The organism is Spirochaetales bacterium, from assembly GCA_016930085.1.
Classification (GTDB): Bacteria; Spirochaetota; Spirochaetia; order SZUA-6; family JAFGRV01; genus JAFGHO01.
Window position 1 is genome coordinate 18,782 of record JAFGHO010000008.1, and the last position, 14,017, is coordinate 32,798.

Sequence of the window (14,017 nt, forward strand, 5' to 3'; positions counted from 1 at the left end):
AAAAAATGAATATATATGAAGTGTAAACACCTGGCCTTTTTCTGTACCATCTTTATGCTCCTCTTTTCCCTCACCGCCTTTGCGCAAAGTATAAATTGGGAGACCCCGCGCATACTGGTACAATCCGGCGCGCGGTTTGTCAATGCGGTGTCGGGGGGAGATATGATCGCCCTGATGTGGCAGGAGTTTGACGAGAACAACACGGGAAGCGGGGGGAAAATCTACCTTTCTCTCTGGACGACAACCGATACCGTGACATGGAAAAAGAATGAACGTTTTGCCGGACCTTTTACCTTTTCGGACAAGGAAACCCAGATATATTCGCTGGTGGTCGACCGCTTCGGTAACATTTATTGCGCCGTCGTCAGCGGAGAAAGGAAGACGACACTCTATTATTCGGACGACGGCGGAAGCAATTTTGTCGCGACGGAAATTACCGCCGGGCGGGCGACCGTCTCACCGCGGCTTTTCTTACGGGATAATGGCGAGTTTTTCCTTTTTCTTACCTATGAAACGAAAGATAATCTTTCACTCTATTATATTATCGCCGATCGATCGATCTTTTTCACCCCGTCGCATTCGAAAGAGTTCAGGCCGTTTCTTTCGAACGAAAACCTCGGATTCAATTTTCTTCCCCATCACTGTCATTATCGGGGTCTGGATTATATCGCCTTTCAGGCAAGCGACAGAGGGACCGCATACCAGATTTATATTAAAATCAGTGATGACGGCGGCATCACCTGGAGCGATGCGAAACAGATAACGACCTTTACCGAACGCTGGAGAGAAAAAGAACAGGCACCGATTGATTTTAAAAACCAGCGGCCGTATATAAAAGCAATGGGAGACTCGCTTTTTCTGACCTGGGAACGTCAATTCACCGGAGAAGTCGGTCAGGTATCCCAGATATATTATGCCGAACTGAGGGAAGACGGCGGAATAAAAACATGGGAGAGGGTGACGAATACTTCATATGCCTCCATATTTCCCCAGATCATTCACTACAATAACATGAATTATCTCATATGGTTCGATAATCCCGGAAAGGACCATATACGTATCGCCCACCGCGGAACATATGAATGGGAAACGAAAGATCTTACGCCGCGGATCGATGGGGATTCCCGGTTTCCCCAGCCCGTGCAGATCCGTGATAATCTCTATATCTTCTGGGAGACTGTCCAGGGAACGAAATCGCTTCTCTATATTCTCGAACCGGATCAAAGTGTACGGCCGCCGGATGTATATCCACTCAATTTTTCACCGGGAAAACCCTCACAGAGATCGACGGTGGCGATACGCTGGACCGTCCCCGAGGATCCTTCCGGAATCGCCAGTTTTCTTTATGCATGGACTCAGTCGCGGATTGTTCGTGATGAGCTGATGCAGGAAGTCTACAGGACGGAGACCTCCGGCAATTTTGAAGCGACAAAAGACGGGGTCTGGTATTTCCATATCAAGGCGGGGGATCTGGCGGGAAACTGGTCGGATATGGTGACCGTCAGCTTCATCCGTGACACGACACCCCCGGGAAAGGTTTCCTTTAAACCACTCAAGACCGATGAACGGGGATTTCTTACCTCGAATTCATTTTCCATTGACTGGAATCCCCCCCCGGACGGCGACGTTGCCGGGTACGCGTATGTATTTGAAAAGATAAGCGGAAACAGCGATCTTCCACTCGATCGTGTTCCTCCGGACGCTATCAGGGATCCTCCATCATCGATTATGTTGTTTGCGACGGAAAAATCCTATAATAACCGGGATAACGGTGTGTGGGGTTTTTCCGTGCGTGCGATCGACCGGGCGGGTAATGCCGGAGAACCGGCTGTTTTATTTTTCAGATTGAATAAATATATACCGGTCACTATCGTTTCAAACGTTTTTTCACGTCAGAACTCAAACAATGAAACGGTTCTTTCCATTGAAGGCCGCGGTTTTCTCACCGACGGGGTGATTGAGGAGATTCATCTCGATAAAGACGGAAATGCTCCCTACGATTATTCATACGAATATAATGAAGCGGATTACTCGATAAAAAATGACCGATTTATCGACGAGTTGAAACCGGACATCGAAGAGAAGGCCTTGTTCCGGCTTCTCCTTATTCACAAAAAAAGGGGACGGTATATCTACCCGTATCAACTGGAGATTGAACCGGGGGGAACGGTCAAGGCCCGCCCCCCGGATACGGTTCGAGAGGAATGGCAGGATGTTGCCACACCGCTTTTAAGCCTGAGTATGAACGAAGCGGTTATCTGGCTGATTGTCCTTTTTCTTTCCATCGTATCCATCACATCTCTCACAAAACTTGCCGGGGTTGTCCGGGAAGGCCAGATTATTCAGGCGGAGGTTTTAGCCATTATGAAAGGAAAAGAACCCGAGGATAAAAAAAAGACAGGCATCAGGAAGCTTCGAACCAAAGGTGTCGGTTTGAGGATCAAGTTTACTCTTCTTATCACCTCGCTTATCCTCATTATCATTCTCATGCTTTCAATCACATTAAGTTATTACATGATCGAAACACAGGGAAAGAATCTTGCGGAGGGGTTGGAGAAACAGGTGAAAGTACTTATAGGAAGTCTTGCCTCCGGAGCCGAAAAATATCTTCCTCTTCAGAATGCGCTTGAACTCGACGCCCTGGTCGATCAGACTGACGCCATGGAAGAGGCACGTCATGCGACGATTACCGGAATCAGCAGGCGCGGTTCCGAGGAGCCCTCCATGGAAGAATTTGTGTGGGCGACGAATAATGAAGAAGGAATTGATGCGATCATCGATACGCAGGAGTACAGGGTCGGCGAATCAGTTATTGAAGACGAGGTATCACCCCTTGTCCCCGATATCGCGAAAGAGATCAACAGGAAAGCTTCGGAGCAGGTCGGAGAACTCGTCGAAGAAATCAACGAACTGATCAAGGATTACGCGGTCTACGCTTTACGAAAAGACCAGCAGGCGATTCAGGAAGCGGCAAGAATCGACGAAGCGCGAAAGGAAAAAAGCAATCTTGTTACGCAAATACTTCACGGCGTCAGTAATTCCTATGAGGGGAGTGTCCCGCCGTTTGACGTCAAAAATTTAAAAGAATCATATGTATTCTACAAACCGGTTGTCTACCGGGGCAGGGATATATTCTTCCGCGGTATGGTGAGGGTGGAGGTTTCTACGGAAAATATTCTCGAAACCATTTCCCAATCGAGAACCGAACTAATACGCCGGATCATCATCATCTCCCTGATAGCTATCGCGCTTGGTATCGCGGGGGCGATCCTGCTTGCATCGATTACGATCCTGCCGATCAAGAAGCTGGCACGGGGCGTTGCAATCATCCGTGATACCGAGGATAAAACAGCACTCAAGGATCATATCATCGAAATACGTCAGAAAGACGAGATACAGATGCTTGCAGAAACAATCAATCAGATGACCCAGGGTCTCGTCAAGGCGGCGATCGCAAATAAGGACCTTACCGTCGGTAAGGAGGTTCAGAAGATGTTCATCCCGCTCGAACGCGATGAAAACGGTAAAAAAGGCTCGACCGGCGAAGATACGAATAAGTTCATCGAGATTTTCGGTTATTATGAAGGGGCGAAGGGGGTTTCCGGAGATTATTTTGATTTTGTCAGACTGGACGACGCTCATTATGCGATTATCAAGTGTGACGTGGCGGGGAAAGGGGTGCCCGCCGCCCTTATCATGGTTGAGGTCGCCACGATCTTTATCGATTATTTTCACGGCTGGAAGGCTTCCTCATCCGGCGTCAACACGGAAGAGCTTGTTTATAAAATCAACGACCTCGTCGAGGAACGGGGATTCAAGGGAAGGTTTGCCGCCCTCATCGTCGCCATCATCGATATCAAAAAAGGAATCGCCTATTGTTGTAATGCAGGTGATAATATCCTTCACTCCTACAGCGCTCAGAAAGACGATATGGTTCAGATCCAGCTGCCGCAGGCGCCTGCGGCCGGTGTTTTCCCTTCGGATCTCGTACAGATGCAGACGAGTTTCAAACAGGTCCCGGTCGGCATGAAGCAGGATGATATTCTCTTTCTTTTCAGTGACGGTTTTGACGAGGCAAAGAGACTTTTCAGGAATCGGAATTTCGAGCCCGTCAAATGCGACGAGCCATCGATTCGTGACAATGAACCGCATTTGGGAACGCATAATAAAGGGGATGACGGAGAAGAGTTCGGAATCGAAAGGCTATACGGAGTCATCGACGCGGTCATTCACGGCAAACAATACCGGCTAATCAAACATCATAATCCCGTTCAGGATGAAGAGCTTGTTTTCGATTTTTATGCCGCCGACAGGAATATCAGGAACATAATCATGGCCATGGTTTCCGTTGAAAAAATATATCGGACATATAAAAATCCGAAAGCCGGTCCCGAAGATAAAATTCTCGTGGACAGAAAAGTCGACGCCTTTCTCCAGGAACATTTTCTGCAGTACGGTGAATATTTCCGGCATCGAATCGAATTGTCCGACAATCCTGCATATGTGGCTTTTTCACATATCAATGAAGACGAGCAGTATGACGACCTCACGATCCTCGGCGTACGGAAAAAGTAACTGTTTCCATGCAGCATGTGCCGGTCAACTTCTTTTGGAAACAGGCCGATATGATTAATGGAGATCCGGTATCACCGTTATGAGGAGCAGATCGATGAAAAAATTAATTATCCTGGTAAGTCTTGTTGTTCCGCTGTTTCCCTTTCTTGCCGTGGATACGATCAACGATGATCTCGAAAGCGGTGATGCCGCGGCGGTATACGGCCGCTCGATGATTACGATCGACAACAGCTATAATGACTGGTCAATGATTCCCGAGGTAGCATCTTTTTCCGCGCAAGGCAGGCCGTACACATTCAACAGGGAAAAGGACGGTATTCTGGAAAGCCTTTCTATCGATAAATCGATCTACTGGGGGCATAACGGAACGAATCTGAAAAGCATAAAGGCATTTCTCGGAAGCGATACCATCGCATTCCATATCTCTTCATATTCTCCGTTTTCTGACGGCCTGATCCTTTTCCTTTACCTCTTCAAGGAAAGAAACAAGGGTGAGCCGAATTATTACACGATCGAAATCAATATCGACGTGAAACAGAGAAACGGTATCGTCTATCTCTGGGAACGCGGCGGGAACGATGCCCTTGAAATCGGGACGGCGGCGGTCAACACGGAGGAGTTCGAGTGCGAGTTTTCGATCGAGGCGCTTCCTCTGTCCTTAAGGGAAGATTTTATCGCATCGTATTCATTTGATCTGACCACATGCTATTATAATCGGGTCAAAAGAACCTATGAGGAGTTTTTCTTTACCACCTTGAAAGTGAAGAATATTCCTTCATCACAGGATATATAGCCCTGCCGTCCCGCGAACATTTTCTCCGTAAATACCGGCCCTGCATACAGTCATGCAATCGGAACTTCCGGTCTTCGAGGCAAGCCTTCAGAAAAAAAGAATGAAAAACAGATTAAAAGAGCTTTGATTATCAAACACGAGATGATATATTATACGACGGGAAATATGATGCGATACCCGCAGGTGATAAAATATGTCGGTAAACTCATCTATGAAAGGGGACTCGACTATTATAACGAAAAAAAAATATTGACATTTCACCGCGAGAAAAACCATATTGACGCTCGGGTTTTTGGATCGGCGAACAATGAATACTCGGTCACTGTCGATCTCGATGAGAACGGCGATGTAAAAGAGGCGCATTGCAGTTGTCCGTACTGGCAGCGGTGTAAACATGTCGCTGCGGTCTTGATTCACGCTTTCTCGGATAACGAAGGGCGGCCCGATGAAGAATCACCACCCCCGTTTCCGGTTGTCGGGGCGAAAACTGAAAAGATCATCCAGCTCGATTATTCTAAAGAACCTTCCCGGGACCTGGCGCATAACCTCCGTCAAATAGAAGAAAAAATGTCTCCCGGCCATTCCGATGACGGCAAAGAGTGGAGGCTTGTCTTCAAGATAAAAAAAAACCCGGACGCATCCGGTCAGCCGGTCGAATGGTTTATAACGCCCGGTATCCGGCTGCTTAAAAAAGACGGAACGCCGGGGAATGTTTACAATTACCGGAAAAAAAAATGCATCACGTATTCCTCCATTGAAGAAAAATTGCTTCAACGCCTTCTCAACAAACCGGGCTATAAAGACGATTTTGTCCATTATCTGGAAACCCTGATCGATAATGACGGAATACCGCTTGTCGTCCAGCACGGTTATGAAACGCATGAGATTCAACGGCACGTCATCAAAACGACACACCTCGAATTCGAAATACAGGAAATACAGCAATTGGATGCGTTTTTTTCTCCCGTATTGACATTTCATTACGGCGACGGGATGAACCGAACCGTCACTCCCGCGGACGGCGCGGTTCTGAACGACGGATCGGTTTGCGCGGTACTCTCATATGACGGATCATTGCTTTATAAAAAAAATAACGGAATATATGCCGCCATTATCACGCATATATTTACCTTTGACAAGCTCTATACGCCGTCGGATATCGCGTCATTAGGCGATTTTATAAAAACAAAAGCTCCGGATGACATCACCGTGAGTTTTCACTCTCAGCAGATTAATCTGGTAAGCCACACGCCGAAACCCGTCCTTGAAATAAATCCGTTTCTTCACAACAGGATGACAATCGCTCTCCTCTTCGATTATGCGGGAAATATTATCGAATACAGCAAGGACGACGGTTTTATCATACATAAAAGCAGGGGAAAGGAAATAACCGTATTAAGAAAAGACAGGATAACCGAACGTGATATTTTCGAACGTCTTAAAACTTTTTTCCGGGAATACGCAGCGGGCTGGCAATATCCGCAACATCAGGGAGAAATATACCTTGAAATCGATATTTCGACCTTTCTTTCACGGTTCAGTGAGGAACTTATCCGGGAAGGATATATGATACGGATCGGCAGGGGGAAAATTTTAAAACGCGGCGGAGGAACATTCCGCCTTGACGTTTCATCCGGAATCGACTGGTTTGATATCTCCCTTCTATATACCGACGAAGAAGGACATTCCCACACGGCCGTTCTGGATATCAACGACATCAAACAGGGGCTTGTGGAAGCGGGCGGATCATATATTCTTCTCGATGCGGACAATATGGAAAAAGTGAAACTGCTTTTTCGTTCGTGTCGTCTCGAAAAGGGAATACTCCGCTCCCAAAAGCTCAACTTTTCGGCGATCGATATTCTTTACGAAGAGATCGCTTCCAGTGGTGACGGTACCATCGAGAAGTTCAGGACAATTTACGAAAAACTGAAGAACATTACGGCAATCCCCGATTACCGGTTGCCTGAACAATTTCGATGCACCCTCAGGCAGTATCAGCGTGCGGGGTATAACTGGCTTTCCTTTCTTGAAGAAGTCGGCATCAACGGCTGCCTGGCGGATGATATGGGACTCGGAAAAACGGTACAGACCCTCGCACTCATCATGCGGCTCAAAGAAGCGGAAAACCTCGGGCAGTGCCTTATCGTCGTTCCCGTGTCCACCCTCGCAAACTGGGAAAGTGAAATCGAACGATTCACCCCGGCGCTTTCCTGCATAAGACATGCGGGCCAGGGGAGGGCAACCTCGATCGACGATATTTCCGGTTATGATTGCGTCCTGGTGAGCTACCATACCCTGCGGAACGATATCGAGATTTTCTCAGAGAAGACCTTTCACTACCTGATTCTCGATGAATCGCAGAATATCAAAAACGCGAATACAAAGACATTCAAAGCAGTACGGTCGATCAAGTCGGATCACCGGCTTTCACTGACAGGGACCCCCGTTGAGAACAACACACTCGAACTCTGGGCTCAAATGGAATTCCTCAATCCGGGTATTCTGGGATCACAGAAGACATTCAAAAATCATTATACGGTACCGATTGAAGAGTACCGGGACCGTTCCGCTTCCGCGGAACTCAAAAAACGGATATTCCCTTTTATATTACGCAGAAAGAAGGAAGATGTCGTCCGCGAACTCCCGGAAAAGGAGATTATTTACCGTTTCCTTGAAATGGGAACATTACAGCGGGAGGCATATTGTGAAGTGAATACCATATACAGGGAAAAGATAAATGCCGCGATTGATCGCAAAGGGGTAAAACGATCCGCGATTGAAATAATCGAAGCAATGCTCCGCCTGAGACAGATATCCCTTTTTCCTTTTTTGGTTTCTGAAAAGTACGGCAATATCGAATCATGCAAGTTCGAGTTTTTCAAGGAAATGATTCAGGAAATACTCACGGAAGATCATAAAATACTTGTATTCTCTCAATTCGTTCAGGTACTTAAACAACTCGAAGCATATGTATCGGGAAGCGATATCGATTACGCATACATCGACGGTTCGACGAAGAAAAGAAAAAAAGAAATCGAACGGTTTCAGAAGGACCCGGATGTCAGGGTTTTTCTCCTGAGTCTGAAAGCGGGCGGACTCGGGATCAATCTTACCGCGGCCGATTATGTCATTCTTTTCGATCCGTGGTGGAATCCGGCGATCGAGCAACAGGCGATCGACCGCACGCACAGAATCGGACAGACGCAGAAGGTGATCGCGTATAAACTGATCGTCAAAGGCTCGATCGAGGAAAAGGTGATCGAACTTCAGCGCAAAAAGGAAAAACTCATCCGTTCGGTAATAGCGGACGATAAATCGATCTTCAAATCATTCAACAAAGAAGATATCATGATGTTTTTCAAGTGACGGAGCGGTGATATGAAATCGAGGTTTTTATGTGAAGGATGCGGAATGCAGGTCCCTTTCGATGCGGCATCCTGCCCTTATTGTCATAAGGAGTTCAAGGCGGTCAGATGTCCCGTCTGCGGCCTGGTCGGCCGTCCGGAGCAGTTTCTTTCAGGTTGTCCTTCCTGCGGATATCTCATGTCAAATGAATTGTCTTTACCACCGTCCCGCAGGAAAAAAAAGAAAAAACGCATGAAATATACGTTCGAAAGAAAAAAAAAGCGGCGATCTGCCGTGCCTCTGATCGTTTATCGGTTCGCAGGCGTCGTCATTTTTATTCTGCTCGTTATCATCGTTTTTCTGTATATACGGTCTTTGGCATGAGGACACTCGATAATCACGGCGCGGTCATGATGCGGAAACGCGGGGTTGGCGTATTTTAATAAGGCATTGACATACGGCTTCAAGCGTGATATACTCAGGAAACACAGTAAGAGATGCAAAAAAATTGTAGTGTCTTGAAAATATATTGAAGGAGGAGTCAATGAAAAAAGGGTATGTGAGGTTTGGTGCGATTGCGATCATTATCGTGCTGTCGTTTGTTTTTGCATGCCAGAACCCGATCAACGTCAGCGAACCGGCCGTCCCGCAAGCGGACAGCCTTGCCGGTGAAGAAGTTGACGATTCGCTTTTGCTCAATCCGGATATTATCACCGATATCGGAAAGGTGACCTATATCGACCTCGAAGGAGGATTCTGGGGCATTATCGGTTCGAAAGGAAAATATGACCCGGTCAATCTTCCAGGGGAGTTTTGCGTCGAGGGATTATTGGTGATATTCAGGGCGGAACTGATAAAAGATGCGGCATCAATCCATATGTGGGGACAATTGATACGGATCATCAAAATAGAAAAACTCGAGCAGAAACTCATCACCGATGTCGGTGTCGTCAGACAGGTCGGCATTCAGGGCAATCCGTTTATCATCGAAGGTAAAAAAGGCACCTACCAGCCGCTCAACCTGCCGGACCGTTTCAAGGTCCCCGGACTAAAGGTAAAATTTCTGGCCAGGCTGCGGCCCGACATCATTATCATTCCAAATCTGTGGCCGATTATCGAGATCCTCAAGATCGAGGCGGTTTCCCAGCCAGTCTATTTCGAATTAGGTCAACGCTTCAAACTCCCCGTTACTGAAACGGCAATCGAGAAAACCGAAAATATACAGCTTGTCTTCGAGCGGGTGCTCACGGACTCCCGCTGCCCGCAGGACGTCGTCTGCATCTGGGCCGGAGAAGCGGTTGTCAGCGTAAATATAACCATCGGTCTCAGAAATTACGGAAGTTTCAAACTTTCCACACTTACCGACTCAAACAGCGTCGTCGTCAATAATTTCAGGTTCACCTTTCTCGATCTCTCACCGTATCCCGTGAGCACTTCCGATATCTCTCCCTTACGGTATGTCGGGATTTTCCTTGTCGAACGCGTTGCCGATGTACCGGTTGAGATCACGCTGGGCGAAAAGTTCAAACTTCCGGTAACAAAAACGGCGGTGGAAAAAAAGGCGAAAATCGAGTTTGTCTTTGACGAGGTCCTTTCCGATTCCCGCTGTCCAACCGGTGCCCAATGTTTTTGGGCTGGTGAGGCCATTGTGGCCGTCAATATCACGATACGGGGAGTCGATTATGGAAAATTCAAACTTTCGACACAGCCGGGATATGAACGGATCATTGTCGACAGGTATTCCTTCACATTCCTGGACCTTTATCCGTATCCGTCGCTTTTGGATACCGCATTAACGAAGGATTATACGGGGATTTTTCTTATTGACTATGTACCCGTCATTACAGTCGATGAGAGCGTGAAATAACGGCACAAAGCCGGGTGCGTCCCGGCAATATATTATCGTATGGCTGGGGTGGAAATGATTGTCGATCGTTTACACCCCTTTTTTGCATTTTGTTCGTCCGCGTACCTTGAGTGTAAGCGATTTTACGAAACGTATTGTACGTGACGATTTCGACTGTATTGTCCGAACGTCCCTTCCCCCTTGACACCGGCATATAAAATCAATAGCATCTATATCCTTGAGAACATTGACACGTTGTGGTGAAACCGGACATCCGGCATATCAAAATACAGCCAAGGATCGCAGGTAAATGAACAATGATGACATACCGTATCAGTATAGCGGTTTTGTATGTAAAAGACTGATGTTTATTTTGTTTATACCGATTGTCGTTGTATGCGGAAGCTGCCTCAATGCAAAGGAAGCCCTCGTCATTAATGAATACATGTATGACAATACAAAAACACTCTCCGATGAAGAACTCTCCTTTCCCGCTTGGATCGAATTGTACAATGCGTCAGGGAAACCGCATAACCTGAAAGGATTCAGACTCGAGTGCCCGGATACGATCGGTGCGTCCTGGACTTTTCCGGATGTCACCATCCGCGGCCGCGAGTACCTGATAGTTTTCCTTTCCGGCAAGGCACGCATCGTCCGTAATAAAAAGTCGAAGACGACATATGTTCATACCGGCTTTACCGTCAAAGGCCCTGAAACGATACTCCGTTTGTCGGCTCCGGAGGGACCTGCTTTCGATGAGATCATCGTCACGGATTCGGAAAAAGACGTTTCGTATGAAAGAGTGGGAGACGGCGACGGGACAAGGTGGTCCGCCTGCGAGGTACCCACTCCCGGATTCGAAAACAGCACGGCGGGATATGAGCAATTCATAAGGAAAAAAGAGAAATTCCGACCGTCCGTCACCATCAGTGAAGTCATGGCGTCAAACAGAACGACACTGATCGACGACCGTGGCGAGTTCTCCGACTGGATCGAACTCCACAACTCTTCCGATCATTACATTTACCTCAAGAATTACGGATTGTCGGATGACATTGATAGTCTCTCGAAATGGCGGTTCGGCGACGTCGCCCTTTTGCCGGGGCAGTACCTTGTCGTTTTCGCCTCCGGTGCGGCCGGAGAAACGGGAGACCGTACCTTCCTCCATACGAATTTCAAATTGAATGCCGGTAAGGAATCCCTTTTTCTCAGCGACCCCAACGGGTTTATCGTCGACAGAATTTCGATAAAAGACTTGAGTGATGACATGTCATGCGGGAGGGATGAGACCGGCTGGCCCGGGGTATCCGTCTACACGGCGCCGACCCCCGGCGGTAAAAACAGTCCCGGCCCGCTCGATGGCGGGGAAACCGGGAATGCGACCGGCTGTTACGGCCTCTACATCAGCGAGGTGATTCCCTCAGGATGCGACGATAAAAAGGACGAAGACGGGGAGGTTTCCGATATTATTGAAATTCATAATAAAAACTCATTTTCCGTTAATTTACGGGGATATTTTCTTTCCGACAATCCACAGCACCCGAATAAATGGGCCTTTCCGGAAGTGATGCTACAGCCTGACATGTATCTGTTCGTTTTTGCATCCGGCAAAAACAGGCACGACCGCTATCTTCATACGGGTTTCAAACTCGGTTCGGATGAGGATGAACTTCTGTTCGTTCATGAAACCGCCGGTATAATCGACTCGATTCCGATACTTCCCGGCAGTTTCAATATGTCCTACGGCAGATCGACGAACGACAGGAAGCTTGTTTTTTTTCTCAACCCGACTCCGGGCCGGCCCAATTCGGACGGCTACAGTGAGGTGACGGGGGAAGTGGAGTTCTCCCTGAAAGGGGGATTTTATTCAGGACCACAGCATGTGGCGATAAGCGGTCCACCGGACCACATCTACTACACACTCGACGGGTCCGTGCCGGGAAGATCGTCACATCGTTATACCTCACCGCTTTTAATCGATACGACCACAATCCTTCGCGCACGGGGCTTCAGTGAAGGGTGCGCACCCGGAAAGACGGCCACCGCTTCTTTTTTTTTCGGCACCGGTCATGATCTCCCCGTTCTGTCACTTGTCACCGATCCGTCCAACCTCTGGGACACGCGCACCGGGCTGCTCGTAAAGGAACACCTCGGGAAACGCTGGGAACGTCCCGTCCATATCGAGTTTTTCGAGACGGACGGGAAAACAGGATTCAACCTCGAGGCGGGAATGCGGCTTTTCGGCCATTCGAGCCGGTATTTGCCTCAGACCCCCTTTTACCTCCTGACCCGTAAACGATATGGAGAGCGGACGATTCGTTACAGATTATTTCCGGACAAGGATATCCGTATATTCAAATCGATATTGCTTCGTAATGGGGGCGAGGACGGCGTGAATTCGCGAATCAGGGACGCGGTGACCTCCACGCTTGTGCGCGAACTCGGGATCGACGCACAGGCAAGCCGCCCGGTGGTATTGTATATCAATGGCGGCTATTGGGGCCAGTACTTTATAAGGGATAAAATCGACGAATATTTTCTCGCCTATCACCATGATATCGGAAATCCCTCGGGGATCGATCTTGTCGAAGGGCGAAATCGGGTGATTGCGGGCAACGCCGATGCGTATCAAAGCCTCTTTTCCTATGTTGCCTCTCACAATGTGAGACAGCGGGATGTCTGCGATTATATCGGTTCACGCATCGATTTCGATAATCTTATCACTTATGAAATAGCCCAGATATATTTTGCCAATACCGATATGGGCAACATACGCTTCTGGCGCGAACGCGCGCCGTGGGGAAAATGGCGGTGGATCCTTTTCGATACCGACTGGACATTTTACGTGTATGAACGGGATTCGTTTTCCCGGAACTTCGATCCGGCCGGAAGGGGATATAAAAATTTTTTTCCGACTCTTTTTATTACGACCCTGTTAACAAACGACGGCTTCACACAGCGGTTCAAGAAGAGATTCAACCGTCTCATGAAAACCACGTTCTCCCGGGACCATGTTTGTTCGGTCATCGAGGCAAAGGCGGGTGCGATCGAGAGTGAAATGCCCGCGCATTGCAGGAGGTGGAACATGTCGATCGATGAATGGAGAAAACATGTCGAATACCTGAAAAAATTCGCCGCAGAGCGTCCGTCTTATGTGTATGAACATTTCAGGGATTATTTCAACATGACGCAAAAAGAGTTCGATGATCTGTCCGGCTGACGTGGAAAAATATTTTTCATAAAGCGGAATAGTATTTCCTATAATGCGGGAAAATATTTCCCGCATTTCCGGTACGGGAAATAATCTCACATCTATAAAGCACTGAGAGCCCGTCCGTTCTCGATGTATGCGATATAATCTGGCATGATTTTTGCTTAAATAACAAGAGGACGTTCTACATATAACGGGAGAGGTGTGCCCGGTCTTGCCCGACAGGGTGGAAAGTTAGTATTAT

6 protein-coding genes are annotated in these 14,017 nt (G+C 47.8%); all 6 read left to right on the top strand.

What is annotated here, in order from left to right; translation table 11 throughout:
* The first annotated feature begins 15 nt into the window (after positions 1–15).
* The 6 genes from JW881_00665 to JW881_00690 all read left to right on the top strand — a co-directional run bounded on the left by JW881_00665 (position 16) and on the right by JW881_00690 (position 13,782).
* Entirely contained in the window at positions 16–4,575 is a 4,560-nt protein-coding gene (locus JW881_00665) for a SpoIIE family protein phosphatase (GenBank protein ID MBN1695997.1), read from the top strand.
* A gap of 94 nt (positions 4,576–4,669) precedes the next feature.
* A complete protein-coding gene (locus JW881_00670) occupies positions 4,670–5,368 on the top strand; it encodes a hypothetical protein (GenBank protein MBN1695998.1) in 699 nt (232 codons plus the stop codon).
* 165 nt (positions 5,369–5,533) lie between these two features.
* Positions 5,534–8,737, top strand: a complete 3,204-nt coding sequence (locus tag JW881_00675) for a DEAD/DEAH box helicase family protein (GenBank protein MBN1695999.1) — start codon at positions 5,534–5,536, stop codon at positions 8,735–8,737.
* Between the two features lie 12 nt (positions 8,738–8,749).
* Positions 8,750–9,100, top strand: coding sequence for a zinc ribbon domain-containing protein (locus JW881_00680; protein MBN1696000.1), 351 nt, complete (start codon positions 8,750–8,752; stop codon positions 9,098–9,100).
* Positions 9,101–9,260: 160 nt separating this feature from the next.
* Complete coding sequence (locus JW881_00685; GenBank protein ID MBN1696001.1) at positions 9,261–10,583, top strand: hypothetical protein; 1,323 nt, start codon at positions 9,261–9,263, stop codon at positions 10,581–10,583.
* Between the two features lie 289 nt (positions 10,584–10,872).
* Positions 10,873–13,782: a CotH kinase family protein gene (locus tag JW881_00690; GenBank protein MBN1696002.1), complete on the top strand. Its 2,910-nt coding sequence runs from the start codon at positions 10,873–10,875 to the stop codon at positions 13,780–13,782.
* Positions 13,783–14,017: the final 235 nt, after the last annotated feature.

What these genes read in the sequence shown, in the direction of transcription:
- JW881_00680 (MBN1696000.1), top strand. Translation starts at nt 8,750, where the DNA reads ATGAAATCGAGGTTTTTATGTGAAGGATGCGGAATGCAGGTCCCTTTC.
- JW881_00675 (MBN1695999.1), top strand. Translation starts at nt 5,534, where the DNA reads ATGATGCGATACCCGCAGGTGATAAAATATGTCGGTAAACTCATCTAT.
- JW881_00670 (MBN1695998.1), top strand. Translation starts at nt 4,670, where the DNA reads ATGAAAAAATTAATTATCCTGGTAAGTCTTGTTGTTCCGCTGTTTCCC.
- JW881_00690 (MBN1696002.1), top strand. Translation starts at nt 10,873, where the DNA reads ATGAACAATGATGACATACCGTATCAGTATAGCGGTTTTGTATGTAAA.
- JW881_00685 (MBN1696001.1), top strand. Translation starts at nt 9,261, where the DNA reads ATGAAAAAAGGGTATGTGAGGTTTGGTGCGATTGCGATCATTATCGTG.
- JW881_00665 (MBN1695997.1), top strand. Translation starts at nt 16, where the DNA reads ATGAAGTGTAAACACCTGGCCTTTTTCTGTACCATCTTTATGCTCCTC.